This is a genomic window from Pseudomonas monachiensis (genome assembly GCF_047345015.1).
In the GTDB taxonomy this organism is placed as follows: domain Bacteria; phylum Pseudomonadota; class Gammaproteobacteria; order Pseudomonadales; family Pseudomonadaceae; genus Aquipseudomonas; species Aquipseudomonas monachiensis.
The window spans coordinates 2,380,785-2,406,807 of record NZ_CP178857.1 but is presented as its reverse complement, the minus strand read 5'-3'; the positions used below and the strand labels follow the sequence as shown (position 1 = coordinate 2,406,807).

General features: G+C 58.4%; 27 protein-coding genes and 1 pseudogene. 16 read left to right on the top strand and 12 right to left on the bottom strand.

What is annotated here, in order from left to right:
* Window positions 1-43: 43 nt before the first annotated feature.
* From ACMDB8_RS10960 to ACMDB8_RS10940, 5 genes are all read left to right on the top strand, one after another.
* Window positions 44-733, top strand: coding sequence for an ABC transporter permease (locus ACMDB8_RS10960; protein ID WP_046040455.1), 690 nt, complete (start codon window positions 44-46; stop codon window positions 731-733).
* Between the two features lie 13 nt (window positions 734-746).
* Entirely contained in the window at window positions 747-1,445 is a 699-nt protein-coding gene (locus ACMDB8_RS10955) for an ABC transporter permease (RefSeq protein ID WP_046040453.1), read from the top strand.
* Between the two features lie 9 nt (window positions 1,446-1,454).
* Window positions 1,455-2,567: a succinylglutamate desuccinylase/aspartoacylase family protein gene (locus ACMDB8_RS10950; protein WP_056722968.1), complete on the top strand. Its 1,113-nt coding sequence runs from the start codon at window positions 1,455-1,457 to the stop codon at window positions 2,565-2,567.
* Between the two features lie 18 nt (window positions 2,568-2,585).
* On the top strand, window positions 2,586-3,350 hold the full coding sequence (locus tag ACMDB8_RS10945; protein WP_409079318.1) for an ABC transporter ATP-binding protein: 765 nt from the start codon (window positions 2,586-2,588) through the stop codon (window positions 3,348-3,350).
* Between the two features lie 127 nt (window positions 3,351-3,477).
* Entirely contained in the window at window positions 3,478-4,386 is a 909-nt protein-coding gene (locus tag ACMDB8_RS10940) for a MurR/RpiR family transcriptional regulator (protein WP_046040448.1), read from the top strand.
* Window positions 4,387-4,408: 22 nt separating this feature from the next.
* On the opposite strand, the gene ACMDB8_RS10935 is transcribed toward ACMDB8_RS10940, so the two are convergent.
* Window positions 4,409-5,323 carry a universal stress protein gene (locus ACMDB8_RS10935; RefSeq protein WP_056722974.1) on the bottom strand — a complete coding sequence of 305 codons (915 nt, stop codon included), beginning with the start codon at window positions 5,321-5,323 and terminating at the stop codon, window positions 4,409-4,411.
* 340 nt (window positions 5,324-5,663) lie between these two features.
* Between ACMDB8_RS10935 and ACMDB8_RS10930 the strand changes: the two genes are divergently transcribed.
* A complete protein-coding gene (locus tag ACMDB8_RS10930; RefSeq protein WP_056722975.1) occupies window positions 5,664-6,092 on the top strand; it encodes a potassium channel family protein in 429 nt (142 codons plus the stop codon).
* Window positions 6,093-6,243: 151 nt separating this feature from the next.
* Window positions 6,244-6,990 (top strand): fumarate/nitrate reduction transcriptional regulator Fnr, encoded by a 747-nt coding sequence (fnr, locus tag ACMDB8_RS10925; RefSeq protein ID WP_223541864.1) that lies wholly within the window; start codon window positions 6,244-6,246, stop codon window positions 6,988-6,990.
* A gap of 33 nt (window positions 6,991-7,023) precedes the next feature.
* Here fnr and ACMDB8_RS10920 read toward each other — a convergent pair whose 3' ends face one another.
* A complete protein-coding gene (locus tag ACMDB8_RS10920; RefSeq protein WP_409079317.1) occupies window positions 7,024-7,923 on the bottom strand; it encodes a universal stress protein in 900 nt (299 codons plus the stop codon).
* A gap of 190 nt (window positions 7,924-8,113) precedes the next feature.
* Between ACMDB8_RS10920 and ACMDB8_RS10915 the strand changes: the two are divergent.
* Window positions 8,114-8,235, top strand: a pseudogene (locus tag ACMDB8_RS10915) (GNAT family N-acetyltransferase); the annotation flags it as partial.
* Between the two features lie 55 nt (window positions 8,236-8,290).
* On the opposite strand, the gene ACMDB8_RS10910 reads toward ACMDB8_RS10915, so the two are convergent.
* A complete protein-coding gene (locus tag ACMDB8_RS10910) occupies window positions 8,291-9,214 on the bottom strand; it encodes a universal stress protein (protein ID WP_056722981.1) in 924 nt (307 codons plus the stop codon).
* Between the two features lie 46 nt (window positions 9,215-9,260).
* Window positions 9,261-9,485, bottom strand: coding sequence for a hypothetical protein (locus ACMDB8_RS10905; RefSeq protein WP_056722983.1), 225 nt, complete (start codon window positions 9,483-9,485; stop codon window positions 9,261-9,263).
* A gap of 292 nt (window positions 9,486-9,777) precedes the next feature.
* On the opposite strand from ACMDB8_RS10905, the gene ACMDB8_RS10900 reads away from it, so the two are divergent.
* Window positions 9,778-10,704, top strand: a complete 927-nt coding sequence (locus ACMDB8_RS10900; RefSeq protein WP_409079316.1) for a universal stress protein — start codon at window positions 9,778-9,780, stop codon at window positions 10,702-10,704.
* Between the two features lie 66 nt (window positions 10,705-10,770).
* On the opposite strand, the gene ACMDB8_RS10895 is transcribed toward ACMDB8_RS10900, so the two are convergent.
* The 3 genes from ACMDB8_RS10895 to kynU form a co-directional block, all read right to left on the bottom strand.
* On the bottom strand, window positions 10,771-12,180 hold the full coding sequence (locus tag ACMDB8_RS10895; protein ID WP_056722987.1) for an amino acid permease: 1,410 nt from the start codon (window positions 12,178-12,180) through the stop codon (window positions 10,771-10,773).
* An 85-nt stretch (window positions 12,181-12,265) separates the two neighbouring features.
* Complete coding sequence (locus ACMDB8_RS10890; protein ID WP_056722989.1) at window positions 12,266-13,579, bottom strand: OprD family porin; 1,314 nt, start codon at window positions 13,577-13,579, stop codon at window positions 12,266-12,268.
* 102 nt (window positions 13,580-13,681) lie between these two features.
* Entirely contained in the window at window positions 13,682-14,932 is a 1,251-nt protein-coding gene (gene kynU / locus ACMDB8_RS10885) for a kynureninase (RefSeq protein ID WP_223541860.1), read from the bottom strand.
* A gap of 390 nt (window positions 14,933-15,322) precedes the next feature.
* Here kynU and ACMDB8_RS10880 point away from each other — a divergent pair, with 390 nt between their 5' ends.
* On the top strand, window positions 15,323-15,796 hold the full coding sequence (locus tag ACMDB8_RS10880) for an Lrp/AsnC family transcriptional regulator (protein WP_056722993.1): 474 nt from the start codon (window positions 15,323-15,325) through the stop codon (window positions 15,794-15,796).
* Window positions 15,797-15,811: 15 nt separating this feature from the next.
* Here ACMDB8_RS10880 and ACMDB8_RS10875 read toward each other — a convergent pair whose 3' ends face one another.
* Window positions 15,812-16,825, bottom strand: a complete 1,014-nt coding sequence (locus ACMDB8_RS10875; protein WP_223541859.1) for an AraC family transcriptional regulator — start codon at window positions 16,823-16,825, stop codon at window positions 15,812-15,814.
* Window positions 16,826-17,281: 456 nt separating this feature from the next.
* Here ACMDB8_RS10875 and antA point away from each other — a divergent pair, with 456 nt between their 5' ends.
* From antA to antC, 3 genes are read left to right on the top strand one after another with little or no spacing between them, the layout of a single operon-like run.
* Window positions 17,282-18,673, top strand: coding sequence for an anthranilate 1,2-dioxygenase large subunit (gene antA / locus ACMDB8_RS10870; protein ID WP_409079315.1), 1,392 nt, complete (start codon window positions 17,282-17,284; stop codon window positions 18,671-18,673).
* Window positions 18,673-19,164, top strand: coding sequence for an anthranilate 1,2-dioxygenase small subunit (gene antB, locus ACMDB8_RS10865; protein ID WP_056723011.1), 492 nt, complete (start codon window positions 18,673-18,675; stop codon window positions 19,162-19,164). Before antA ends, antB begins: the two co-directional genes overlap by 1 nt.
* A gap of 18 nt (window positions 19,165-19,182) precedes the next feature.
* On the top strand, window positions 19,183-20,205 hold the full coding sequence (antC, locus tag ACMDB8_RS10860) for an anthranilate 1,2-dioxygenase electron transfer component AntC (protein ID WP_223541857.1): 1,023 nt from the start codon (window positions 19,183-19,185) through the stop codon (window positions 20,203-20,205).
* 38 nt (window positions 20,206-20,243) lie between these two features.
* Here the strand turns inward: antC and kynB are convergent, their stop codons facing one another.
* From kynB to ACMDB8_RS10845, 3 genes are all read right to left on the bottom strand, one after another.
* Window positions 20,244-20,906, bottom strand: coding sequence for an arylformamidase (gene kynB / locus ACMDB8_RS10855; RefSeq protein WP_056723141.1), 663 nt, complete (start codon window positions 20,904-20,906; stop codon window positions 20,244-20,246).
* A 268-nt stretch (window positions 20,907-21,174) separates the two neighbouring features.
* Window positions 21,175-21,813 carry a hypothetical protein gene (locus ACMDB8_RS10850; protein ID WP_409079314.1) on the bottom strand — a complete coding sequence of 213 codons (639 nt, stop codon included), beginning with the start codon at window positions 21,811-21,813 and terminating at the stop codon, window positions 21,175-21,177.
* A 53-nt stretch (window positions 21,814-21,866) separates the two neighbouring features.
* Window positions 21,867-22,190, bottom strand: a complete 324-nt coding sequence (locus ACMDB8_RS10845) for a hypothetical protein (protein ID WP_409079334.1) — start codon at window positions 22,188-22,190, stop codon at window positions 21,867-21,869.
* A 467-nt stretch (window positions 22,191-22,657) separates the two neighbouring features.
* On the opposite strand from ACMDB8_RS10845, the gene ACMDB8_RS10840 reads away from it, so the two are divergent.
* From ACMDB8_RS10840 to ACMDB8_RS10830, 3 genes are all read left to right on the top strand, one after another.
* Window positions 22,658-23,143: an adenosine-specific kinase gene (locus ACMDB8_RS10840; RefSeq protein WP_223542282.1), complete on the top strand. Its 486-nt coding sequence runs from the start codon at window positions 22,658-22,660 to the stop codon at window positions 23,141-23,143.
* Window positions 23,144-23,465: 322 nt separating this feature from the next.
* On the top strand, window positions 23,466-24,275 hold the full coding sequence (locus ACMDB8_RS10835) for a glycosyltransferase (protein ID WP_409079313.1): 810 nt from the start codon (window positions 23,466-23,468) through the stop codon (window positions 24,273-24,275).
* Window positions 24,276-24,358: 83 nt separating this feature from the next.
* Window positions 24,359-25,162 (top strand): 2OG-Fe(II) oxygenase, encoded by an 804-nt coding sequence (locus ACMDB8_RS10830; protein ID WP_409079312.1) that lies wholly within the window; start codon window positions 24,359-24,361, stop codon window positions 25,160-25,162.
* A 92-nt stretch (window positions 25,163-25,254) separates the two neighbouring features.
* Here ACMDB8_RS10830 and ACMDB8_RS10825 read toward each other — a convergent pair whose 3' ends face one another.
* On the bottom strand, window positions 25,255-26,004 hold the full coding sequence (locus ACMDB8_RS10825) for a hypothetical protein (protein ID WP_056723023.1): 750 nt from the start codon (window positions 26,002-26,004) through the stop codon (window positions 25,255-25,257).
* Window positions 26,005-26,023: the final 19 nt, after the last annotated feature.

The following is a 26,023-nucleotide window of genomic DNA, read 5'->3' as shown; positions in this document are numbered from 1 at the left end:
CTTGTCTTGCGCGCCTCGCGGCGCTCGCTTGAGGAACTTCATCATGCTTCACGGCTACGGATCGAGCATTCTCGATGGCGCCTGGCTGACCATAAATCTGGCCCTGACGTCCATGTCCATGGCGATTGCCCTGGGCCTGATCGGCGCGGCCTTTCGCTTGTCACCGCTCAAATGGCTGGCCCTGCTCGGGGAAAGCTACACCACCCTGATTCGCGGCATTCCAGACCTGGTGCTGATCCTGCTGATCTTCTACGGCGGCCAGGATCTGGTGAACCGAATTGCCCTGGCGCTCGGTTACACCCGCTATATCGACATCAACCCCTTTATTGCCGGCGTCTGCACCATGGGCTTCATTTTTGGCGCCTACCTCTCGGAAACCTTTCGTGGCGCCTTCATGGCGATCCCCAAGGGTCAGGCCGAGGCTGGCGTGGCCTATGGCATGGGCGGTGCGCAGGTGTTCTGGCGAATCCTGGTGCCGCAGATGATTCGCTTCGCCATCCCCGGGTTCACCAACAATTGGCTGGTGCTGACCAAATCCACTGCGCTGATCTCCGTGATCGGCTTGCAGGACATGATGTTCAAAGCCAAGAACGCAGCGGATGCCACACACGAGCCATTTACGTTTTTCCTCGCGGTGGCAGCGCTGTACCTGATGCTCACCAGCCTGTCCTTGCTGGTGCTGCGCTATCTGGAAAAACACTACTCGGTCGGCATCAAAGCCGCCGAATTGTGAGGGGGAGCCACCCATGATTCTCGACTACAACCTGATCTGGGAAAACCTGCCGCTGTACTTCAATGGCGCCTTGTTGACCCTCAAAGTCCTGCTCATTTCCCTGGCGCTGGGTCTGGTATTGGCGATGCCACTGGCGCTGATGCGAGTGTCGCGATCGCCGCTGATCAACTTCCCGGCCTGGCTCTATACCTACGTGATTCGCGGCACGCCGATGCTCGTGCAATTGTTCCTGATCTACTACGGCCTGGCGCAGTTCGAAGCGGTGCGCCAAAGCGTGCTCTGGCCTTACCTGTCCAGCGCCACCTTTTGCGCCTGCCTGGCCTTCGCGATCAACACCAGCGCCTATAGCGCCGAGCTGCTGGCCGGCAGTCTGAAAGCCACCCACCCTGGCGAGATCGAAGCCGCCAGGGCCATGGGCATGTCACGCCTGACCCTGTATCGCCGCATTCTCATGCCATCGGCCTTGCGCCGGGCATTGCCGCAATACAGCAACGAAGTGCTGATGATGCTGCAAACCACCAGCCTGGCCTCCATCGTCACCCTCGTCGATATCACCGGGGCCGCGCGCACGGTCAGCTCACGCTTCTATCTACCGTTCGAGGCGTTCATCACCGCCGGCCTCATCTACCTCGCACTGACCTTCATCCTGGTGCGCCTGTTCAAGCTGGCCGAGCGCCGCTGGCTGGCGTACCTGGCACCGCGCAAGCACTAAGGAGCTGCTATGGAGCACATTCAATACCTGTTGCCGTGGAGTGCCTCGGGCACCGAGCGAACGCTGTCACTGTTTCGTTTTGGCAGCGGACCGCGCAAGGCCTACATCCAGGCGTCACTGCATGCCGACGAATTGCCGGGGATGCGCGTTGCCGTCGAGCTCAAGCGCCGTCTTCTGGAACTGGAAACCCAAGGCCGCCTGAGCGGGGTGATCGAGTTGGTGCCCATGGCCAATCCGATCGGTATCGCCCAGATGTTCCAGGCCACCCATCAGGGGCGCTTCGAGTTCTCCAGCGGCAAGAATTTCAATCGCGACTTCCCGGTGTTGGTCGATGCCATTGCGCCGCTGCTGGAAGGCCGATTGGGCGACGATGCCGATGCCAACATCGCACTCATCCGCCGCGCCATGATCGATGCCCTGGCCGCCATGCCGGCACCGACCTCGGAACTCGACGGCCTGCGCCGCCTGTTGCTGCAGCATGCCTGTGACGCCGATGTGGTGCTGGACCTGCACTGCGATTTCGAATCGATCATGTTGATGTATGCGATGCCACAAATCTGGCCACGCTTGCAATCACTGGCCGCTCGCCTCGGCGCGGGGGTCACGTTATTGGCCGAAGATGCGGGCGGCAGTGCCTTCGACGAAGCCTGCGCCATTGCATGGTTACGCCTGGCCGAGCTGTTTCCCGAAGCCAATATTCCCCTGGCGTGTGCGGCCACCACCATCGAATTGCGGGGCATGGCAGACACCGAACGCGAGCAATGCCTCGACAGTGCCCAAGCCATTCTCGGGTATCTCGCCGAACAAGGCCTGATCAGCGGTGAATGGCCAGCGGCACCGCCGAGCCATTGCCAGGCCATGCCATTCGCCGGCGCGCAGTACGCCTGTGCGCCCCACCCGGGTGTGGTGAGTTTTCTGCAACCGCTGGGCGCCCGGGTCAAGGTCGGCGATCCGCTGTTCGAAGTCATCGACCCGCTGACCGACCGCCATAGCGTGGTGAGCGCCAGCACCGACGGCATTCTCTATGCCCGCGAACGGCTGCGCTTTGCCCAGCCTGGATTGTGGCTGGCCAAGGTTGCAGGCGTCACCCCCATTCGCCAGGGTCGCTTGCTCAGCGACTGACTCCAGAGAGTTCAAACCATGTACAAACTTGAAGTTCGAGACCTGCATAAAAGCTACGGCGCGCATCAGGTGCTCAAGGGCGTTTCCCTGCAGGCACAGGCCGGTGACGTGATCAGCATCATCGGCTCCAGTGGCTCTGGTAAAAGTACGTTCCTGCGCTGCATCAACCTGCTGGAGCAACCCAATGCGGGCAATATCGTGCTCAATGGCGAACCGCTCAAGCTGGTGGCCAACAAGCTCGGCGGACTGAAGGCGGCCGAACCCAAACAGTTGCAACGCATGCGCTCGCAACTATCGATGGTGTTTCAGCACTTCAACCTGTGGTCACACATGAGCGCTCTGGAAAACGTCATGGAAGCGCCAGTGCATGTGCTGGGCCTGGGCAAGAAAGAGGCACGGGAAAAGGCCGTGCACTACCTGGACAAAGTCGGTGTGGCGCACCGCATGAACGCCTGGCCGGCGCATATGTCCGGTGGCGAGCAGCAGCGCGTGGCCATTGCCCGCGCACTGGCGATGGAACCGCAAGTGATGCTGTTCGATGAGCCGACGTCGGCCCTCGACCCCGAACTGGTCGGCGAAGTGCTTAAAGTCATGCAGGATCTGGCGCAGGAAGGCCGCACCATGGTGGTGGTGACTCACGAAATGGGCTTTGCCCGCGAGGTTTCGAACCAACTGGTGTTCCTGCACAAGGGCATGGTCGAAGAGCGCGGCGACCCCCGTGAAGTGCTGGTCAACCCGCAGTCCGAACGCCTCCGGCAGTTTCTGGCCGGGAGCCTGAAGTAACGCCGCCCCCCACCCATGCACTGCTCGGCGCTGCCCAGACAAGGTTGGCTTCGGATACACTCCGGCCAACCTTGTCAGGGCATCAGGCACAGCCCTTCTCTCACCTTCAGGAAATGTTGAGCCGGATATGCCCACCCCATCGAAAGACACCACTGTCTATGCCGCGCCGGTCATGCGCAAACTGACGGAAATCGTTTCCGATCTGCCGCCGTCACTGCGCAAGGTCGCGGACTTTATCCTGCGTCACCCGCTCAAGGCCGCGACGCTGACCATCGAGGAGATGGCTCACGAAACATTGACCTCACCCGCCGCCGTCAACCGCCTGGCCAAAGCCCTGGACCTCGGTGGCTACAGCGGCATGAAGGCCGAGCTGGTAGCAACGTTGCAGCAGATGGTGTCGCCGGTCGACAAGCTGCGCAACGAACTTGCCCATCGCCCCGGCGGCGCGTTTGGCCTGCATGAACAACTGCAGAGCGCCAGCAGCAACCTGGCCACTGCGGCGAGCAACAACCACGCCGACACCTTCGAAGCATTCGTCACTCGCCTGATCAAAGCGCGCAAAATCTACATCCTGGGCTTTGGCAACAGTGTCTACTTCGCCGGCCTCGCCGCGTCGACCCTGATGCCCTTCTGTGCGGACGCCACTGCCATCAGCATGGAGGGCGGCAACGAAAACGCCGCTTACCGTCTGGCCGCGATCACCGACCAGGACGTGCTGCTGGCGATCGCCCTGCCGCGCTACTCCCTCGACACCCTGCAACTGGCACGCTTCGCCAATGAACGCGGCGCATCGGTGCTGGCAATTACCGACTCACCCGCCTCGCCGCTCACCGGCATAGCCCAGCACACGCTGTTTGCGCCTTGCGATCACCCGGTGCTGACCAGTTCCAACATCGCCGTACTGGCCTTGATCGAAGGCTTGGTCGCCGGCGTGATGGCGCGCAATAAAGAAGCGGTCAAACTGGCAACCGAACTGACTGAAAGCGTGATGTCGTACCTGCACATCCCTGCCAGCGGCAAACCTGCGAAAAAGTGAGTACCTGGCGCCACTGGCAGCATCAGGCCAGGGGCTTGACGAACATCAAACTGCACTGCGCATTGGTCAACACCTGCTCAGCAGTGCTGCCCAGGAACATGTCGCCCCCGCGGTGATGATACGCAGTGCCCAAGACCAACAAGTCAAAAGCATTGTGTTGCGCAAATTGCCTGATCACTTTGTGGGGTAGACCGGTCAGAAGATGCCGTCGTTCTTCTTCTATGCCATAACGATCGGCAAGCGCCTCGAAGGCCTCCTCCTGGGCATCGATGACCGCTTCTTTCAAGCTACCGCCCAGGCTCAATGTCGGTACGCTCATTTTCGTATCGCCTACCACCGCCCAGCTGTTGACACTAAGCACATGCAAGGCGGCACCCGATGACGCCGCCAGTGTCGAGGCTACGTCGACAATCCGGTCGTTCAGCCCTTGGCTCAGCTCCTCCAGATGAGACAAATCCATGGCGGCGAGAATCTTCAAGGGTGTGGAGTTCTTGCCCTCGGCCACCAGGTGCAGGTGGGCAGGACAATCACGCAGTAACAGCAAGTCCACGGGCTGGTGGAACGCACGGCCGAGTGCCGATACATAGTGGAAGTCCTTGATGACCAGATCCGGGTGGAAGTCATTCACATACTCAAGCACATGAGCCGGGCTCGATTTGCTCCAGACCACTTCCGTGGTCACCTGCAGTCCCACGCACTTTTGAATTCGGCCTTGCTGCTCAAGCCATTGGCGATGCACTTGCAAATAGCCTTCTCGTGCCTGGGCCATCGCTTGATGGTCAAACAAACCGGCCAACGCCAGCGCCGGGACATAATCGAACGCCACGATGTGCAAACATGCGCCCGTTGCACAGGCCAATGCATGAGCTCGCTCAAATGCCGGAGTACGGACCATTTCCGCGGGTGCGATCAACAAGATTCGCTTAAGTTTAAGCATCATATACCTCGTACTTGCAGCACCTCACGGTCACGACTGCAATCCCGGCTCCTGTCGGACTGCATGCCATCTCTCAATACTTGCCGGGTGCTTTATCGGCGGACTCCAGGCGGGCATCGACTTCCTGCGCGTGTCCTGTTGATCGAGTATCTGGCGTGAGAACCTGTACTCCTCTGACATTTGTCAAACATGAGTGCGCTTTCCTTTGGCGCACAGATAACTTGCCATCGACAGAAGGATTGTTGATAAAGCTCAAAGCTTTTTTGTTGCGCTGGTGTAGAACACACTATGCGGGCACTCACGGTCCGTCGTGGACAACCAGTCAGAACGAGGTACTGCCATGCTGGCAGTTACATTGATCAATACGTTGGTGGTCATCATAGTCGTCGTCATTCACTACGAATGCCTGTTGCGTCTGAACGACTGGCTTCCCCGACTCAACCTTTGGAGTCGTTTCAGAATTGTGGTGGGCGTGTTCGGTGCCCTGGTGGCCCATGCACTCGAGGTCTGGTGTTTTGCGCTGGTTTATTACCTGATGGTCCACTCTGAAAAGTGGGGCAGTTTGCAGGGAAATTTCGACGGTTCACTGATGGACTGCGTGTACTTTTCCTTCACCACTTACACGACAATCGGTTTTGGCGATATCTCGCCGGTGGGCAATCTCAAATACCTGACGGGGCTGCAAGCGCTGACGGGGCTTGTTCTGATTACCTGGACGGCTTCGTTTCTGTTTCTCGAAATGCAGAAATACTGGAAAAGCAGCAGATAAATCGCCTTGAGCAGCAGGTCGCCCTTGAGTATCACCCGCAGTACAAAAGTGATTCCCAATTACTCATTCAGTCGCGCCAATGTCCGAGAAAAATCAGCCTCGGCCCCCATGGAGTCTAAGCTCTACGCATCAATACCGGACATACCAGAACATGTCTGAAATCAAACTGTCGGCCGTCCATTCTCTCAAGACGGCCTGTTCAAACTGTAGCGTAATGGAGCTATGCCTGCCCCTTGGCCTGACCGGTCAGGAGGTCGCGCGCCTGGACACACTGATCGTTCAAAGGGTCAAGGTTAAAAAAGGCGCCACACTCTACCGGGCCGGCGACCCGCTGCGTTCGCTGTTTGCCGTTCGTATTGGTTCATTTAAGACCAGTGTGCTTTCAATCGATGGTCGCGAGCAGACCACCGGATTCCATATGCCCGGTGAGATGCTCGGCCTGGACGCTATCAGTAACGAGTTGCACGCTTGCAGTGCTTTTGCCCTGGAGGACAGTGAAGTCTGTCCTGTCCACTTCTCTCAACTGGAGAAACTCGCCCAGGAATTGCCTTCACTGCAGCACAGCCTGAACAAAATCCTCAGCCGTGAAATCGTGCGTGATCATGACATGTTGATGATGCTGGGCAACATGAACTCGGATGAGCGCCTGGCGGCGTTCCTGCTGAATCTGTCCCAGCGCTTGAGCTTGCGAGGTTATTCATCGAGCAACTTTGTGCTGAAAATGCGCCGTGAGGAAATTGGTTCTTACCTGGGCCTGCGACTGGAAACCATTTGCCGGGGGATTGCACATCTGCGCGATCAAGGACTGGTGGAGGTGTCCGGTCGAGACGTCAGGATTCATGATATGGAAGGGCTTAAACAGCTGATTGCAGGCTGTAATCGCCCTCCCCTGCGCTAGGTGCTGCCAATCGGCGCTTGACGAACATGAGGCTCACTGCCTGACAGCCAGAATGCTACCTGGTACAGAGTACAGCGCCCGTTCCGTGTTACTGCCAATCAACTGGTCGATTCCGACCCGATGCACAGTGCCCATCACCACTACATCCGCCAGATACGCCTCGACAAACTCTCGAATGGCCGGCACCGGCGGGCCCATGACGAAATGCCGACGCTCCGGTGGCACGTTGTAGCGATCCGCCAGATTGACAAACGCCAGGTGCAAGGACGAACGCAGATCCTCGATGAAGTCCCCGGCCCATCCACCACTGACCAGCGGTGCATCACCATTGAAAGCCGGCGACAAGTCATAGGCGTAAAGCAGATGCAAGGGGGCATCACATTGCAGGGCCAACGCATTGGCGGTCTGGATGATGGTGTCGTTCAGGCCGCTGATTTGCGTTGAAGGATCGAACGGATCCACTGCCGCTACAACACGGTGCGGCAAGCCGTAGCGGGCCTGGTTCACCAGGAGCACGGGGATCGGGCATTCGCGCAGCAGGTGGCAATCGAGCGGGGTGATGAATACTCGCTTGAGCATTGGCTCCAGAGTCACATCCTTGATCAACAGATCGGGATCGAGGTCGGCGACAGTCTTCAGAATGTCCAGCAACGGGTGGGTCGTGAAAACCACCTCGACCGTCACTTGCAGCCCCTGGTCGCTCAACCGTTCAACTTCATCGGCCACCCAACGGCGATAGCGCCGCAAATAACGTTGCTGCCCTGCATCGTCGGTTTTCTCCTCCCACAAATGCACCATCGGCACCGGCTCGACAAAAGCCCGCACGTCGAGTGCGGCACCGCTGGCCCTGGCCAGTGCGACGGCACGCAACGTGGCAGGGGACTGGTGCAGGGTTTGATCGGCGATCAGCAGTAAACGTTGATATTGCCCCATCACACACCTCGGCTCAGCTCCGGTCTTGAAGTACCGGCAATGCTCAAGACTGCGTCCGAACCCTCACCCCCTGCTTGATTTTAATCAAACACAAGCGAATGAACACCGCCATGACAGGTTCCTGATCCAGATCAGATAAAAGCACGGCCACCGGCGTAAAAAAGACCTGAGCCGCACGCTTGCATCAATCCAGATGGACTCGGTGGACGCCTCCAGCAATGCGCCGATGCGCGAACTGGCCCGATACCTGGGTTTCGACACACACACAATGATCCGGATGACAGTCGGCAGGTCATTCACCGGCTTTACCTGAAAAAAATCCCCCCGCGAGAGTCTGGCCAACAGCTTGTCGCGGGGCGAATGATCTTCAGGACTGCAGCATCCTGCCCGGTTTGATTGCCAGCACGCTGCAAGGTGCCCGATGCAGGAGTTGCTCAGCGGTACTTCCCGGCAGCTTGCTCAACCCGTTGTGCTGCACGGTCCCCATCACAATGACGTCCGTGTGGTGCCCGGTGGCAAATTCGCAAATACTCGGGATCGGCGCACCTTCAATGAAATGGCGACACGCCGGTGGCACCCCGTGGCGCTCGGCCAAAGCTGAAAACGCTTCGCGCTCAGCCGTTCCCAGGGCTTCATAAATCCCGGTGGCCAGAGGCAACGCGCCAAAGCCCATATCCTGGACATACGCGGCCGTCCAGTCATACACGTGCGCCAGCTCAAGCCGGGCCTCGCAGACTGACGCCAGTTTCTTCGCGGCAGCGACAATCCGATCGTTGAACACCAGGTCCTGCTCTTCGCTGCGCAATACATCGACGATGACCAAAATGTTGTGCGGCTGCGGGTTGCGGTCGTCAGTCACCAGATGCACCGGCACCGGACAATCGCGCAGCAATTGCCAGTCCAGCGCCGAGAAGAACACCCGTTTCAAGGCAGACTCCTGTTGAGCACCCTTGATGATCAGCGCCAAGGGCATCTCGCTGACAAAATGCACGATCTCTGCATAAGGAGCCTGTACCCACGCGACCTCACTGGTGACCTTCACGCCGTGCATGCTCAACCTTTCAGCTTGCTGCACAAGCCACTGTCGATGGGCTTGAAGGTAGCCCTCCCTGGCCGCGCTTATTTGTTCGGGGGCGAACAGACCGGCTACCGCCAGGGCCTGAAAATAATCGAATGCCACGATATGCAGGGGCAATTGCATGGCGCGAGCCAACGCGCCGGCGCGATCGAATGCCGGTGTCTGGGTCATGGTCGGGGGGGCGATCAACAGTACATGCTGAGCATTAGACATAGGACACCTCGGTACCCGGGTATATGGACAGGCGTGGTCGGTATCGTCACTCCACGAGGTCGAAACGAACCTCCTGTTCCCGGGCCGGGACAGTTCGACAGCTTGCCGCCGAGCGGACAGTCACTGGCCAGACATGAGGTGCCTCGATACGTGCCTTGAGTTGGCCGACAAAGCTACTGGCAGCTTCCTGGCTATTGAAATTGACTTCCAGGGCATCCAGGTGCACGACCCAGCAATGGGGAACCCGTTGCTCGGTAATATCAATGTTCATCGTCAACCTCCGTTAAAGCTGGAGACATGCTTTAACTTCAAAGTGTAATTGCGACCTTCATGACCCTGCTCCCGAGACTGCACCGGGCTGGCAGGCGAAGGTTTGACAATGGTCAACAAATCCGTGTTTGGACCTGCCGTGCCCACCGCACGTCGGGAGCGTATTCCGGTCAAGCGACTGCTTGATAAAGATCAAACTCATCTCTGTGCGTCGTCTCAAGATCCAGGCAAGGTGTTCCTGCCTGAATGCAGCCTCTCAAATGAGCAGACGCAATCGCCACGGGAGATTTGTCATGTCCGAGCCATCAAGATTCATGCTGGTCGTCTCACCGCTCATGAAAAACAGCCCGGCCTTCGACCGGGCTGCCGCCTTGGCCAAGGCCTCGGGAGCTGCACTGCACATCGTTGCGTTTGATTACCTGGAAGGCCTGGTGACCGCGGGTCTGGTGAACGAGCAGGCGCGCGAAGAAATCCGTTTGGGCTATGTCGAACGCCACCAGCAATGGCTCGAAGAACAGGCCCGGCCGTTACGCAAGATCGGCGTGCACGTCACGACCGAAGTGGTCTGGGTCAATAACCCGTTGCAGGAAATCCTGATTCATCTTGAAGAGGCCAAAATGGCTGTTCTGATCAAGGAACTGGAACACGAGTCGCTGCTGTCGCGGCTGATGTTCACCCCCCTCGATATTCATCTGCTACGCGAGTGCCCGGTGCCTCTGCATTTTGTCAGCCAGATGCATCACGCACTGCCGCGCAGGATCGTTGCCGCCGTCGACCCTTTCCATCGTGATGGCCAGTACGAAGGTTTCAACGACAGGATTTTGCGCGAAGCGTCGAAACTGGCGAGCACCTGCAACGCCCAACTCGATGTCGTCTATGCCCATGACCTGTCTTCGATCAGTGCCGACGAATTTGGCTTTAGCAATGGCTCGGCGTTTTTCTCTTCAAGCAAAGCCAAGACCCTGTTCGACATGCAGGGCGAGGCCTTCGGCGAGTTGGCCGAGCGCAACGGCATCCCGCCGCAGAACCAGCACATGATCATGGGCGACCCGGCCAGGGTGCTGTGCAGCTTCGTCGATGCCTATGACATCGACGTGATTGTCATGGGCCGCGTGGGGCATCGCGCGATGGAGCGTTTGATCGGCAGTACCGTGGAACACCTGCTTTACAAAATGCCGTGCAGCATCTGGGTGGTTTCCCCCGAAGAACTCGAGGGATGACACCCCGGGAAATAAAGGCGATGGGAGAACGAGTATTAAGTGCGCCGCCCCGGCACGACCCTCAGGCTAGAGTCTGGCTTGCGCACTCAGCGCCGCAACGCCCCTGGTCTTGCGGAAGAAAACACCGTAGACAATCGACAGCACCAGCAGGAACGGCACGCCGAACACCAGGGTCATCTTGAAGGCTTCAGTGAAGTAGGTCGTGATCATCACGGCCCCCATCAGCACCAGCCCCAGCAATGTGCTGTAGGGAAACAGGCGCATGCGGAACGACAGTTTGCGGTTGCCGTTGCGTTCGTGAAAACGACGGAAACAGAAGTGTGTGAGGAAGATCATGAACCAGGTAAAGATCGCGCCGAACATCGAGATCGCCATCATCAAGGTGAACGAACTTTCCGGGTACAGGATGTTGAGCAAGGTCGCCAGGGCGATACCCGAGCTGGAGAGCAACAGCGCGTTCAGCGGGATCCCGGTCTTGCTCAATACCCCCATGGATTTTGGCGCGTAGCCGGCGCGGGACAGGCTGAACATCATGCGCGTGGTGATGTACAACTGGCTGTTCATCGCTGACAACGCCGCGATCAGGATCACGAAATTCATCACGCCGGTGGCGCCGGGAATGCCGATGGCTTGCATCACCGTGACGAACGGACTCTGGGCATGGCCAGCCTGGACCCAAGGCACGATCGCCAGCATCAACGCCAGGGTCAGCAGGTAGAACACCACCAGGCGCACGATAGTCCCGCGGAAGGCTTTCTTCACCGCTTGTTCCGGGTCTTTTGCCTCACCGGCCGCCACCGCGATCATCTCCACGCTCAGGTAGCTGAAGATCGACACGATCACCGCGATCCACATCCCTTGCAGACCATTGGGGAAAAAGCCGCCGTGAGCCGTGTAATTGTGCACGCCGTATTGCGGATTGCCGGAACCGAACACCACGTACACCGCCAGGATGATGAAACCGACAATCGCGCCGATCTTGATGGTCGAGAACCAGTACTCGAAGGTGCCGAAGGTCTTCACGCTGATGGCATTGAGCACGATCAGCACGCTGGAGAACGAGACGATCCATATCCACTCCGGCACGTTGGCGAACCAGTACTTCATGTACATCGCCACCGCCGTCACTTCCGTGCCCACCGCCAGCACAATCGCCGCCCAGTAGGCATAGCGCACCAGGAACCCGGCCAGCGGGCTGACATAAAATTCGGCGTAGGCACCGAACGAACCCGAGGTCGAATGGGCCACGGTCATTTCCGCCAGGCAGCCCATCAGCAGCAAGGTGATGATTGCGCCGATGGCATAGCTGAGCAATACGCTCGGCCCGGCATAGCCGATGGCATAGGCGCTGCCCATGAACAGCCCGGTGCCGATTGCACCGCCAATGGCGATCATGCTCATTTGCCCCGACGTCAACTGACGCCGCAGGCCGTGTTCACGCTTGGATATCGTTTCGAAACCGGAGTTATCGGTCATTTTTATGTCCTCTGGATTTTGTCTTTCTTGAAGAGCACGTCGTGGGTTTAACAGTGGGGATCAGCCACGCACAGCAGGACACGGATCAGAAAATACTCAGTGGATACTCGATGATCACCCGGACTTCGTTGTTGTCCGTGGTATCGGCGCGGGCGACCTGCGCGGTGGAACGCACACTGGCCTGACGCACGCGGATTGAAAGGTCCCGGGCCTTGCCCGACTGCACGACATAGCGCGCCTCGATGTCGCGCTCCCAGCGCTTGCCGTCATCGCCGTATCGTCCGTAGGCGCCATTGGGGCCACCGTCATAATGGCTGTCATCGATGTGGTCACCACTGACGTAGCGGGACATGAAGCTCAGGCCCGGCACCCCGAAAGGCGCCATGTCCAGGTCATAACGCAGTTGCCAGGAGCGTTCGTTGGGGGCGTTGAAGTCGAGGACCTGAATCGAGTTGGCGAGGAAGATCGAGGTACCCGGTTGCTGATCGAACCCCAGGTAATCGAACGGCTCATCGCCATCGACCCGCTGGTACGCCAAGGTCAACCGATGGGCACCGAACCTGTACGCGGTGGACAGCGACCAGGTGGTGTTGTCGATCCTGCCGGCCAGGCTCTGGCCGCTGTCGTTGGTGCGGTAGATGTTGAAATCCAGGTTCAGCGACTGGCCTTCACCAAGGGCATGGGTGTAGTTGGCGTTGCCGTAGTACTGGCGCCAGATGTCGGTGAACTGTGAACCGTAGAGGCTGACACTCAGTTGATCGCTCAGGGCGTAGCTGCCGCCCAGATAATCGACACTGCGGGTTTCCACGCCGGCGTACAGCGCTTTGAGCGCGCCATTGGCATTGGTCGAATTACTGTCGTTGCCGGCGGTGAAATGACCGATGTCCAGTTGCAACGCCTTGAGTTCATTGCTGGTCAGTTGAAAGCCGGTGGCACTGCTGGTGAACAGTCGCGCATTGCCGGTGCCGAACACCGGGTTGAGCGGGGTCAGGTTGCCGTACTTGAGTTCGGTCCGGGAAATCCGCGCCTTCACCGCGCCACCCGCTTCGGAGTACTCATCCTCGGGGCGGCCATCGGCATCGACCGGCAGTAAACCCGTACCCGTGCGTCCCTTGCCACTGTCGAGCTTGAGGCCCAACTGCGCGTAGGCATCGACCCCGAAACCCACCGTTCCCTGGGTGTAGCCGGAGCGGTAATCGAGCATGATCCCGTGGGCCCACTCATCCCGATAGTTCTGCCCGCCCGGGTTGTTGAGGTTATTGCGGTAGAAATAGAAGTTACGGTTAGTCAGGGTCAGGCTGCTGTCTTCGACAAATCCGTTGTCGGAGGCGGCACAGGCCATTTGGCCAAGGCAACTGGAGATGGCGAGCGGCAAGGCGGGCCAGAGGGACAGTTTCATTCTGCGTGCTCCTTATTATTGTGATTGCAGAACTGGTTATTGCCGGCGGCCGAAGCCCTGCCGCCGAGAAACTCCTGCGGCAGGAATCGGATGTCGGAGGGTTCAGGTCACGCTGTGGCGAACCTGGAATTGCGCTTGTGACCAAGTGTTCCGGTCGAGGATCTCGCCGAGGATTTGTACCGCGTCCCAGACTTCGGTGAAGGTCGTGTACAGCGGGGTGAAACCGAAACGCATGATGCGCGGTTCACGGTAGTCACCAATCACGCCCCGCTCGATCAGGGCCTGGATCACCGCATAACCTTGCGGATGTTCGAAGCTGACGTGGCTGCCGCGCCTGGCGTGCTCACGGGGTGTGATCAACTTCAGTTCGTGGGCCGCGCAACGCTGCTCGACCAATTCGATGAACAGGTCCGTCAGGGCCAGGGATTTGCGGCGCAAGCTGGCCATGTCGGTCTGGGCGAACACATCCAGGCCGCACTCGACCATCGCCAATGAGGTAATCGGCTGGGTGCCGCACAGGTAGCGGGCGATACCGCTGCTCGGCTCGTAATGCGACTCCATGGCGAACTGCCGTGAATGGCCGAACCAGCCGGACAACGGCTGCGGCACCAGATCGCACAACCGCGGCGAAACCCAGACAAAGGCCTGGGAGCCCGGCCCGCCATTGAGGTACTTGTAGGTGCAGCCGATGGCGTAGTCGGCACCCGCCTGGTGCAGATCAACCGGCACCGCGCCAGCGGAATGGGCCAGGTCCCAGATGGCCAGCGCACCACATTCGTGGGTCAGCGCGGTCAGGGCCTGCATGTCGTGCATATAGCCGGTCTTGTAATTGACGTGGGTGAGCATGACCACCGCCGTGTCCTGGTCAATCGCATGCGGCAACGCTTCAGGACTGTCGACCAGGCGCAGGGTGTAACCCTGTTGCAGCATCTGCGCGAGGCCTTCGGCGATGTACAGGTCGGTGGGGAAGTTGCTCGACTCGCTGACGATCACTCGCCGCTGCGGCGACCTGGTGGCCTGTACGCGCAAGGCAGCGCTCAGCACTTTGAACAGGTTGATCGAGGTGGTATCGGTCACCACCACTTCACCCTCCCCCGCGCCGATCAGACCCGCCAGGCGATTGCCCAAACGCTCGGACAGCTCGCGCCAGCCGGCGCTGTTCCAGCTGCGAATCAAGCCATTGCCCCATTCCTCGGCGACCACCGCTTGCGCCCGCGCCAATGCAGCGACCGGCCGCGCGCCCAGGGAGTTGCCATCGAGATAAATAACGCCCTCGGGGAGCGCAAACTGCTGGCGCAGGGGTGCCAGAGCGTCCTGGGCATCAAGCGCCAGGCAACTGTTTCTTGTCGTCATCGGGTGTCCTGTTTTTTGTTATGCGACGCCATCCGGGCAGGTTGCATCAGCCGGTTCCGGCGCCCTGAATAAAGGCGATTCGCCTGATATTGATCAGTAAACACTCGAAATCTGTGGGAGCGAGCTTGCTCGCGATGGGGGCTTAATGTTCAACATCAATGTTGACTGACCCGACGCAATCGTCGGATCGCCGCCCGGAGCAAGCTCGCTCCCACAAGGACTGCAGTGTTCAAACGCCTAACTGACCGGCACCAGGCAATTCACTTGCCTTTCGGTGGAGAGATAATGAACGAACCTTTGAAGAATTTTCGTGCAAAGTAACCGGCCATGTAGTAATTATTTCGCAGAATATTCGAATCTAAAGCCAATAAACGCGGATTTATTCAAACCATGAATCTCGACTCGACAGACCTGCGGATCCTGCATCAATTGCAACAGGATGGCCGTATCAGCAATCAGGAACTGGCAGAGAAAGTCGCCCTGTCACCCTCGGCTTGCCTGCGACGTTTACGCCTGCTGGAAAGCGAGGGAATCATCACCGGCTATCGCGCGGTGCTGAATGCCGAGCGGCTGGGCATTGAGCTGGAAGCGATCGTCCATGTGTCGTTGCGACAGGACGTGGAGGACTGGCACGAGACCTTCATCAAGAAGGTTCAGCAGTGGCCGGAGGTGGTCACCGCGTATGTCATTACCGGGGCGAGCAACTATGTGTTGCGGGTCCAGGCCCGCAACCTCAAGCACTTCTCGGATTTCATCGTCAATCACCTCAATCGCACCGCCGGCGTCACCGACATACGTTCGGAAATCGTCCTGCAAAAAATCAAGGAGCGCGAGCAGTTGCTTGATCTGGTGTTACGCAAGTAAGGCCGGGGCGGCCCGTCAAAGTCCCTGCTGGCGTCGGGCTTCGTTGCGTTGCAAGGTCATGCTCGGGGTTTCGTCGAACAGCTTGCGGTACTCGGTGGAAAAACGCCCCAGGTGCATGAAGCCCCAGCCCATGGCGATCCCGGAAATACTACGCACCGTGCCATGCTCGAGGATCTCCTGGCGCACGGCGTTCAAGCGATACTTTTTCAGGTAGGCCATCGGCGACAGGGCGAAGTATTTCTTGAACGCGTCGAACAACTTGAAGCGCGAAACGCCGGCCGCGGCTTCGATGTCCTCCAGATGCAACGCTTCCCGGGCGTTGTCGTGGATGTATTGCCGGGCCCTGACCAGGTAGTGCGGCAACTTCACACCCAGCGCGTCCCGCAGTTCCTGCGAATAGTTGTTCGGCTGGGCGAGGATCAAGCCCTTGATCAGCGAGCTTTCAATGTCCCGGGTGAAGGCCACCTGCTCGAAGAGTTCACTGCTGCGCTCCATCTCGTCGATGAAATAGCGCGCCATGCGCCACCACGACGCCGACGGCCCATCGATCGCATCCATCACCGGCTCGAAGCGCAGCGGCGCATCCAGGGGCCGTTGCAACATCCCCTCCAGCGCCTCGCTCATCGCCACTCGGGTAATCACCACCTGGATCTTGCGACAGTCACCGGAAATCGCCAGCAGCTGGTTTTCATTGGGGGAAATGATGACCCCTTGATCGCGGTCCGACCTGACCACGCTGCCATCCTTGCTCAGCTCCTGTTCGCCCACCAGCGGCAAGCTCAGGCTGTAGCTGCGAAAGTGCTCGGCGTCCTCGATATCGATGGTGACATCGGTACCGTATTCGATGGTGCCCAGGGTGGTGGCCATCGACTTGAACATGTTGGCGTTGTGATGAAAGCGGATCCGCTCGGGGTTCGCGCTCACCAGCCGATGGGGTCCGCAGATACCGGACATCCAGCTTCTGGCGGCCTCCAGGTCATCACTGTCGACACGAATGTCGCGAAATTGCGGATCGACGTTGTTGCTCATCAAGGTGCACTCAAGGTTTTTTCAGCGCGCTCTGACGGCGCGTATACGGTTTGCAAAGGCAAGTTCCAAGCCACAGGAAGACGGCGCTGACCCAGTGGATAGCAATCGCCAATTAAGTGGATAACACGACTATCAAATCGCATTCGAGGCCTCGCAAAACAGTACCTGATTGCTGCAGACAGGTGCAGCCGTTTATCACTTGGTGCGTGGTTTGGGTAGTTGCTGCCCAGCCCATCACACGCTGTTGTTACCCGGCGCGCGCGCGATCGCCAGCATCGCAGCCTGCGGCAGCTCCTACAATTACACGCGTCCGATGTAGGAGCTGCCGAAGGCTGCGATCTTTTGGGAACCCACCAATTTTACGGACTGCCTTCGCCCACAAAGCGGATAGACCCAGGCACACCCCACTCCCTTTAATGACGTACCGATTAGCCCCAATAAAAACAGGTACACCTCATGAGTGGCGAAAGAAACGTCGAGCAATGGAAAACGTTCATCGAAAGCTGCCTGGACTTCCGCCCCGTAGAAGGCGTATTCCGCATCGCCCGGGACATGTTCACCGAGCCGCAGTTGTTCGATCTGGAAATGGAGATGATCTTCGAGAAGAACTGGATCTACGCCTGCCACGAAAGCGAGCTGGCCAACAACCACGACTTCGTGACCCTGCGCGCCGGCCGCCAGCCGATGATCATCACCCGCGACGGTGACGGTCAGCTCAATGCACTGATCAACGCCTGCCAGCATCGCGGCACGACGCTGACCCGCGTCGGCAAGGGCAACCAGTCGACCTTCACCTGCCCCTTCCATGCCTGGTGCTACAAAAGCGATGGCCGCCTGGTCAAGGTCAAGGCGCCGGGCGAGTACCCGGAAGGCTTCGACAAAGCCACCCGCGGCCTGAAAAAGGCGCGTATCCAGAGCTACAAGGGATTCGTCTTCATCAGCCTTGATGTGCAGGCCGACAACAGCCTGGAAGACTTCCTCGGCGATGCCAAAGTGTTTTTCGACATGATGGTCGCCCAGTCGCCGACCGGTGAGCTGGAAGTGCTGCCCGGCAAGTCGGCCTACACCTACGACGGCAACTGGAAACTGCAGAACGAAAACGGCCTCGACGGTTATCACGTCAGCACAGTGCACTACAACTACGTGGCCACGGTGCAGCATCGCCAGCAGGTCAACAGCGAGAACGGCAGCGCCGCCAGCGGCACCCTCGACTACAGCAAGCTCGGCGCCGGCGACGCCAATACCGATGATGGCTGGTTCGCGTTCGATAACGGACACAGCCTGCTGTTCAGCGACATGCCAAACCCGTCGGTACGCTCCGGCTACGCGACCATCATGCCGCGACTGATCGAAGAACACGGCCAGCAAAAGGCCGAGTGGATGATGCATCGCCTGCGCAACCTGAACATCTATCCGAGCCTGTTTTTCCTCGATCAGATCAGCTCGCAATTGCGCATCATCCGCCCGGTGGCGTGGAACAAGACCGAAATCATCAGCCAGTGCCTGGGGGTCAAGAACGAGTCGGACGCCGACCGCGAAAACCGCATTCGCCAGTTCGAGGATTTCTTCAACGTCTCGGGCCTGGGCACACCGGATGACCTGGTGGAGTTCCGTGAAGCCCAGCGTGGTTTCCAGGCACGCCTGGAGCGCTGGAGCGACATATCCCGCGGCAGTCACCGCTGGGCCAGCGGCGCCACGCCCAACAGCGAGGCGATCGGCATTGCCCCGGCCATGACCGGCACCGAATTCACCCACGAAGGGCTGTACGTCAACCAGCACAGCAACTGGCAGAAATTCCTGCTGGACGGTCTGGACGCCAAATCCCTGAAACTCCGTGAGGTGCAATGATGAATGCGCAATTGCAGTACCAGATCGAACAGTTTTTCTATCGTAAATCCGAACTGTGCGACGCCCAGGACTGGGATGCCTACCTCCAGCTGTTCGCCGGGCACAGCGAGTTCCACTTGCCGCAATGGGACTCCGAACACGTCTACACCCGTGACCCCAAGCGCGAAATGTCGCTGATCTACTACCCCAACCGTTCAGGCCTGGAAGACCGTGTGTTCCGCCTGCGTACGGGCAAGTCCGCGTCCTCGACGCCGATGCCGCGCACCCTGCATCAGATCAGCAACGTGCGAATCGGCGAGCTTGCAAATGGCGAGCTGGAGGTGCGCCTGAACTGGCACACGCTGTACTACCGCCTGGCCACGGCCGAGCAGTTTTTCGGCCGCGCGACCTATCACCTCAAGCCCCACGCCGATAGCTGGCTGATCACCCGCAAGCATGTGTTGCTGCTCAACGACACCATCAACTCGGTACTCGACTTCTACCACCTGTGAATCCAAGGAGACCGGGGCATGAACCATAAGGTCGCGTTCAGCTTTGCCGACGGCAAAACGCTGTTCTTTCCCGTACAACCCAACGAAATCCTGCTCGACGCTGCCTTGCGCAATGGCATCAACATTCCCCTGGATTGCCGCGAAGGTGTCTGCGGAACCTGCCAGGGGCGATGCGAATCAGGCGATTACAGCCAGGACTATGTGGATGAGGAAGCCCTCTCCAGCCAGGACCTGCAACAACGTAAAATGCTCACCTGCCAGACACGGGTCAAATCCGACGCGGCGTTCTACTTCGACTTCGCATCCAGCCTGTGCAACGCCGCCGGCCCCGATCAACTCAGGGCAACAGTCACCGATGTCAAACAGGTCTCGGCCAGCACGGCGATCCTGCATCTGAACCTGGGCAATGCGGGGCAATCGCTGGATTACCTGCCCGGACAGTACGCCCGGCTGTTGATTCCGGGAACCGAAAACAAGCGCTCCTACTCGTTCGCCAATCGGCCGAGCGCCAGCAATGAGCTGCAGTTTCTGATTCGCCTGCTTCCCGATGGCGTAATGAGCAACTACATCCGCGAACGCTGCCAGGTGGGGGACGAAATTGCCCTGGAGGCACCGCTGGGGGCGTTTTATCTGCGACACGTCGCCAGGCCGTTGATCCTGGTGGCCGGTGGCACCGGTCTTTCGGCATTGCTGGGCATGCTCGACGAACTCGCCGAACGCGGCTGCGAGCAACCCGTGCACTTGTACTACGGCGTGCGCGATGCGGCCGATTTGTGCGAACAGGCGCGTATCCAGGCGTATGAACAACGCATCCCTGGGTTTCGCTACACCGAGGTGGTCAGCGAACCGTCGCCGCACTGGACCGGCAAGCGCGGCTACATTGCCGAACACTTCGACGTAGCGGAACTGCGCGATGGCCAGGTCGATATGTACGTCTGTGGGCCGCCGCCGATGGTGGAGTCGATCAAGACCTGGCTGCTGGCACAGGCACTGGACAACGTGCAGCTGTACTACGAGAAATTCACCGAGAGTAATGCCTGACACCGCTCACCCGAAGGGGGCGCCAGGCTGGCGCCCCTTCAGATCTGATGAATGGGTTGTGAAGTACTCAACGGCCGCAAAATCGCCCTGACCGGACTGGCATCCAGATGAGCGAACCGCAGCGGCAAGGCGATCAGTTCATAATCGCCCTCCGGGACCTCGTCCAGCACGATGCCTTCCAGGATCGCCATGTGATGGCGGGCCACGGCGCCGTGGGAGTCCATGGTCCTGGATTGCTGCGGGTCCAGTGACGGCGTATCGATGCCGATCAAGCGCACGCCAAGGCTCGCCAGCAGGTCGATGGTTTCCTTGGCAACCGCCGTGAAATTCGAATCCCAGGTCGTCAGCGGTGCCTGTCGATAGGTTCGCAGCAGCACACGCTCGGGCACATTGTGCAAACGCCCTTCCAGTTGCCCCGGCTGCACCAGCTCGCCGCTGTCCAGACAATGCAAAACACGGCAAGGGCCGATATAGACGTCCAACCCGACCTCGCCAATCGCCGCGCCGTCGGCGCTGTAATGCAGCGGTGCATCGACGTGGGCGCCGGTATGGGGCGACAGGGTGATGCGTCCGACATTCACCGGACACTCGGGACCGTAGGTCCAGACACGCTCCTCCTGAAAGGGCGTGTCACCCGGCCAGGTCGGTGTCTCGCTACTCAAGGGTGGACTGATGTCCCACAACGCTGTGTTTTTTGTCATCGCCATGCTCACGGTGGTTTCCGGGAGAAATGATACGAGCGACAGGCGTGAAGATTCGTGCAAAAAACCCGGAGCAACGCACGGGATTTCGCATAAACCACTATGAATGAGCGGTATTGCGGCAGGAAATTTCAAAGACACGAAGTCGAAAAAAAGTCGCAAGCCCCGTGATTCTTCAGGGCTTGCGACGCTTTGACGATACGTCCCTCAAACGCCCGGGACGTAATCTACGGGTATGCCCGTGGTGTTCGCCATCGAACGTGCGGGCCTAGTTCTCTACCTCAACCGTGTCGAAATCCGGCGCGTCCGGGGCATCCGGCGCATCCGCTACATCCTCTCTGGCAGCCTTCGCCTTGGCTTTGTCAGCCTCTTTGACTGCCTTGTCAGCCTCTTTGACTGCTTTGTCAGCCTCTCTGGCTACGTTCGCCTTGGCCTTGGCTGCGTCCCTGGCAGCATCTGCGTCGGCCTTGGCTGCGTCTCTGGCAGCATCCGCGTCGGCCTTGGCGGCGTCACGAGCTGCATCCGCGGCGGCACGTGCAGCGTCTCTGGCTGCATCTGCATCTGCGCGCGGTACGCCAGCAGCTCTTGCGGCATCCCGGGCGGCATCCGCCTCAGCTCTGGCGGCGTCCCGGGCTGCATCTGCATCAGCCTTGGCCGCGTCCCGAGCTGCGTCTGCATCAGCCTTGGCCGCGTCTCTGGCTACATCAGCGTCATTTCTGGCAACGCCCCTGTCTTCCGCGGCTTCCCTGGCAGCGTCCCTGGCGTCTTCCGCGGCTTCCCTTGCAGCGTCACCGGCGTCTTCTGCAGCTTCCCTGGCTGCATCTGCGGCGTTATCCGCGTCGTTGTCATCATCGTTGTCACGCGCGTCTTTGTCTTTTGCTTTGCCTGGGCCTCTGTTTCCGGCCATTCCACCATGGTCATCGTCGTTGTCATGCGCTTTGCCCGGGCCTTTGTTCCCGGCTACACCACCATGGTCAGCGTCGCCGCGCCCCGGACCTCCACGACCGTCACCGTCATGGCCTGTTGCACCATGACCGCCACCCTCTCCTCCATGGCCGCCGCCGTCGCCACCGTGACCACCGCCTCCAGAACCTCCACTACCGGAGCCACCGCCACCGTGGCCGCCTCCGCCGCCGTCACCACCGTGACCGCCGCCTCCGGAACCACCGGAACCACCGCCACCACCGGAGCCACCGCCACCACCGTGACCACCCCCGCCGGAACCGCCGCCACCGCCGTGACCGCCACCGCCTCCACCGCTACCACCACCGCCGCTGCCGCCATCTTTGGCATACACGCTGGAGAAACTACTGATGTAATCGGGCACCAGGACAGTCGATGCCGACAGGACCCCGCCTATTGCCAGAGCCAACAAACATTTCTTGAGCAGCATGATGCACCTCCGTTTGGAGTTGCGTTTTCACCTCCGTATCGAACGCAATGTCCAGTGAGTTCCCGGCCGCCCATTGGAGCGGCCCGCCAACCGGCACGGCCATAAATCTGCAGCAACAATGAACCACTGCGGTTTCCGTACGATCCCTCGGAGCCAGCTGGAATCTTTGCGTGGGAAATATTCCCACACCACTTAGATTAGCCCTGTCAGCCCAAGTGTCAACGACCGGGTATCCGGTCCGGGGCATGCGTTGAGCAGTCGGCCAAAAGCAGAAAGAGGACGCGGCAATAGCAAATGAGTGGCTATGCTTGGTTTGTTGCCAGGCTCTCCTGGCAACCCGTGAAAGGAGGCGTTTGAAATGCAACTCATCACGTTGAAAATCGAAAAGCCGGATGTGACGAACTTCATTCTGGGACAGACGCACTTCATCAAGTCCGTCGAGGACATCCACGAAGCGCTGGTCAATACCGTGCCAGGGATCCAGTTTGGCATGGCCTTTTGTGAAGCCTCCGGCAAATGCCTGGTGCGATGGTCCGGCACCGATAACTCAATGATTGAACTTGCACAAAAGAATGCGAAAGCCATCGCCGCAGGCCATAGCTTCATCATTTTCCTGGGCGACGGTTTCTATCCGTTGAACGTGTTGAACACCATCAAAATGGTTCCAGAGGTATGCCGTATTTTTTGTGCAACAGCCAATCCAACCGAAGTGATCCTCGCTGAAACGCAGCAAGGGCGAGCAATCCTGGGCGTAGTGGATGGCTTTTGTGCCAACGACATCGAAGGCGATGAAGACATCCTGTGGCGCAAGAACTTGCTGCGCCAGATTGGCTACAAGCAGTGAGTTGCAGAACGAACCCCACCCACGCTCAACCGGCGCATGGTATTCGGCGCATGACGCCCTGTTTGGGAGGCTGGCCTGAGCAGCCCCCTGATGTAACGAATCAAGTCAAAATGTTTACCTGCAGGGCAGATCCTTATACGATGAAGTCCGTTTCTACTGCTCTCCATCGGGCCTGAGCAGTCCGTGGTTACTATGCATGAGAATGCGACTTAACAAATTGTGCTCTAAGGCCATGCAAGATTTTGCGCGGCAAACAAGCAAAAAACGTATAAAAGTTCATTCATTCATACAGTCAAATAAAATAACATTGAGCACCTGAACGATGAACAACCCTGATTTACTGACTGAAAGCCCCAAAGCCTTCAGCATAGTTATAGTAAATTACAAAACACCAGAAATCACCAAGATATGCCTGGACTTATTACACCAGCATTTTGGCAGCAACAGCGTTCCAGTATGGGTAGTTGATAACTATTCCGCCGACGAGAGCACTGAGTATTTACGAACTCTTGACTGGATCAACTTGATCGAGCGCTCTATTTCCGAACCAGAAGCGGGACATATTGCGCATGGCAAGGCACTTGACCTTGTCTTGGAGCAAATAGACACCGATTATTTATTCCTGATGCACACCGATACATTTGTTTTCGACAAAAATGTATTTTCGATGATGCTGAATAAATGCCTGAAAAATCCAAACGTCGTGGCCGTCGGTTGTGTCGAGCAAATAAACCGCGGCACCATGAGAACTGCGTGGCGCTTTAGCTCACGACTATTCAAGCATCACTTCAGACGCCTGAAAATCTCCATGGGATTGCGTTCAAGAGAACCAAAGCCGTACAAAGAAGTCTATTTGAAAAGCTTCTGCACATTGTGGAACTGCAAACTTGTAAAACAGCACAACATGCACTTTTCGATGGATGATCGCGTGCCTGGCTATACTCTTCAGGACCGCATGACCGCGCTGGGTTATGTCGTAGAGATGATATCGCCGCGTAAAATCTTCAGTTATCTGGATCACATTCAGGCCGGCACTGTTGCAGCGGCTGGTGGCTATGATAAAACTCATAGACGAACCAAAATGTACAACAACATCCTTAAGCGTCTGAACAAGGATGACAGAACAAATTAAGCTACGAACAGACGCAACGAGCAGTGCATTCAACATTGCTCCAAGTCACCCACAAGTCTTTATATCAAGTTACTGGAGCGGTAATGGCACCCATCACTCAAGCACTACCTATCACCCTGTCCCCGGAGCTTGATTTCGACCAAAATGCCGCCAGCGCCCTTGGTGCCTCGTTGACCGACCGCTATGTTCAGGCTACGCCATTTCCGCACATAGTCATCGATAACTTCTTGCACGAAGACCTGATTGCGAGCATCTGCTCGCACTTCCCGGTCGAACCAACCAACAATGAAATGCTCTACGAGCGCGGCTATAAAGGTCAACGCAAACGTCAAATCAGTCCCAACGAATGTGACCCTTTTTTGAAGACTGTTTTCAATGCGTTTAACTCGGCCCCCATGTTGCAGTTTCTTGAAAAGCTCACAGGCATCGAAGGACTGATACCTGACCCCTACTTTAGCGGTGGTGGCCTGCACGAAACAAAAAGCGGTGGTTTCCTGGGGGTACACTCGGACTTCCGGCTCAACAAAAAACTTAATGTCGAGCGCAGACTGAATATCATCATTTATCTGAATGAAGACTGGCAGGAGGAATACGGCGGCAACCTGGAACTTTGGGATGTCGGCATGAAGAACTGCCTTAAAAAAGTACTGCCCATTTACAATCGCTGCGTCATTTTCAACACAGACAAAGACAGCAATCATGGGCACCCGGAGCCTTTAACGACTCCAGAGCACATTACCCGCAGGTCTATCGCGCTTTATTACTATACCGCGGGAACCATGGCGATCGATCCGACACAAAGAAACAAGACCCACTACAAACCAAGGCCCAAGGATCGTTTAAGCCTGAAGTACTACATTAATAAACTGATCAGGAAGAAAAACTGAACTGCAAAATGCCCGGGAGCGGACAATGACGTCATACCGCTGACCATCAGGAACTGTCCCGGTATGCCGGTACGGCGGATAACGGGCAGGAATCAGAAAGCGTGGCTGAGCAACAGTCCGGCCTCGCCGTCCGGGCTGGCGTCGGAAAAACCCTTGACGGCATACAACTGAAACTTCCACTCCTGATTGAGCTTGTGCGTAAGGAAGAGTGTGAGTTCCTTGATTTCGTCGCCGGTGGAAACAACTTTTTGCCGCCAGTCGTAGGACACACCCGCCGTGGTGCGCGCGAACACGGGCATGGCGAAGCCCAGGCCGGCGAATATCGGGTTGTCGAAGTCGGAGCCCGACGGGTCGCCGAACTTTTTCCAGCCCAGGGTCGCGAACCCGGTCACGGGACCGAAGGCTTTGGCGACATCGACCTGGGCGGAATAGTCGGTTTTGCCGGTGCCCAGGCACTCGTCTTCATCGGCGGTGGGCAACTTGACCTTGCCGATCAGGTCCACGAACAGCCCGCCAACGCTGCCGTCAAGCACGGCATAGTCGGCACCGGCAACGGTGTCGCCCAGACCGCTTTCCACCTTGCCGCAACCGCCGGGCAGCGGTTCGCCGCCAGGGCCGACCGAAGGATTGGTGATGCGTAGCCAGGGCACGGTGAGCTTGTAGGTCATGGGACCGGTTTCGTATCTGCCCACCAGCGGGACGTACCAGGTTTCGGACGTAGTACCGGTGCCATAGTCGCCCCGGGAGTAGTCGGTTCCGATCGAGGTCGTGAAGGTATCGGCCAAGGCCGGCAAGGCCAGGCTGGCAAGCCAACCGACGAGCAGGATGCGCTTGGGATCCATGTTCACCTCGTGTCTGGCG

Bases quoted from the DNA above. Each gene is read 5' to 3' on its own strand.
- ACMDB8_RS10960 (WP_046040455.1), top strand. From the start codon at position 44: ATGCTTCACGGCTACGGATCGAGCATTCTCGATGGCGCCTGGCTGACC.
- ACMDB8_RS10955 (WP_046040453.1), top strand. From the start codon at position 747: ATGATTCTCGACTACAACCTGATCTGGGAAAACCTGCCGCTGTACTTC.
- ACMDB8_RS10950 (WP_056722968.1), top strand. From the start codon at position 1,455: ATGGAGCACATTCAATACCTGTTGCCGTGGAGTGCCTCGGGCACCGAG.
- ACMDB8_RS10945 (WP_409079318.1), top strand. From the start codon at position 2,586: ATGTACAAACTTGAAGTTCGAGACCTGCATAAAAGCTACGGCGCGCAT.
- ACMDB8_RS10940 (WP_046040448.1), top strand. From the start codon at position 3,478: ATGCCCACCCCATCGAAAGACACCACTGTCTATGCCGCGCCGGTCATG.
- ACMDB8_RS10935 (WP_056722974.1), bottom strand. From the start codon at position 5,323: ATGCTTAAACTTAAGCGAATCTTGTTGATCGCACCCGCGGAAATGGTC.
- ACMDB8_RS10930 (WP_056722975.1), top strand. From the start codon at position 5,664: ATGCTGGCAGTTACATTGATCAATACGTTGGTGGTCATCATAGTCGTC.
- fnr (WP_223541864.1), top strand. From the start codon at position 6,244: ATGTCTGAAATCAAACTGTCGGCCGTCCATTCTCTCAAGACGGCCTGT.
- ACMDB8_RS10920 (WP_409079317.1), bottom strand. From the start codon at position 7,923: ATGGGGCAATATCAACGTTTACTGCTGATCGCCGATCAAACCCTGCAC.
- ACMDB8_RS10910 (WP_056722981.1), bottom strand. From the start codon at position 9,214: ATGTCTAATGCTCAGCATGTACTGTTGATCGCCCCCCCGACCATGACC.
- ACMDB8_RS10905 (WP_056722983.1), bottom strand. From the start codon at position 9,485: ATGAACATTGATATTACCGAGCAACGGGTTCCCCATTGCTGGGTCGTG.
- ACMDB8_RS10900 (WP_409079316.1), top strand. From the start codon at position 9,778: ATGTCCGAGCCATCAAGATTCATGCTGGTCGTCTCACCGCTCATGAAA.
- ACMDB8_RS10895 (WP_056722987.1), bottom strand. From the start codon at position 12,180: ATGACCGATAACTCCGGTTTCGAAACGATATCCAAGCGTGAACACGGC.
- ACMDB8_RS10890 (WP_056722989.1), bottom strand. From the start codon at position 13,579: ATGAAACTGTCCCTCTGGCCCGCCTTGCCGCTCGCCATCTCCAGTTGC.
- kynU (WP_223541860.1), bottom strand. From the start codon at position 14,932: ATGACGACAAGAAACAGTTGCCTGGCGCTTGATGCCCAGGACGCTCTG.
- ACMDB8_RS10880 (WP_056722993.1), top strand. From the start codon at position 15,323: ATGAATCTCGACTCGACAGACCTGCGGATCCTGCATCAATTGCAACAG.
- ACMDB8_RS10875 (WP_223541859.1), bottom strand. From the start codon at position 16,825: ATGAGCAACAACGTCGATCCGCAATTTCGCGACATTCGTGTCGACAGT.
- antA (WP_409079315.1), top strand. From the start codon at position 17,282: ATGAGTGGCGAAAGAAACGTCGAGCAATGGAAAACGTTCATCGAAAGC.
- antB (WP_056723011.1), top strand. From the start codon at position 18,673: ATGAATGCGCAATTGCAGTACCAGATCGAACAGTTTTTCTATCGTAAA.
- antC (WP_223541857.1), top strand. From the start codon at position 19,183: ATGAACCATAAGGTCGCGTTCAGCTTTGCCGACGGCAAAACGCTGTTC.
- kynB (WP_056723141.1), bottom strand. From the start codon at position 20,906: ATGACAAAAAACACAGCGTTGTGGGACATCAGTCCACCCTTGAGTAGC.
- ACMDB8_RS10850 (WP_409079314.1), bottom strand. From the start codon at position 21,813: ATGGCCGGAAACAGAGGCCCAGGCAAAGCAAAAGACAAAGACGCGCGT.
- ACMDB8_RS10845 (WP_409079334.1), bottom strand. From the start codon at position 22,190: ATGGCGGCAGCGGCGGTGGTGGTAGCGGTGGAGGCGGTGGCGGTCACG.
- ACMDB8_RS10840 (WP_223542282.1), top strand. From the start codon at position 22,658: ATGCAACTCATCACGTTGAAAATCGAAAAGCCGGATGTGACGAACTTC.
- ACMDB8_RS10835 (WP_409079313.1), top strand. From the start codon at position 23,466: ATGAACAACCCTGATTTACTGACTGAAAGCCCCAAAGCCTTCAGCATA.
- ACMDB8_RS10830 (WP_409079312.1), top strand. From the start codon at position 24,359: ATGGCACCCATCACTCAAGCACTACCTATCACCCTGTCCCCGGAGCTT.
- ACMDB8_RS10825 (WP_056723023.1), bottom strand. From the start codon at position 26,004: ATGGATCCCAAGCGCATCCTGCTCGTCGGTTGGCTTGCCAGCCTGGCC.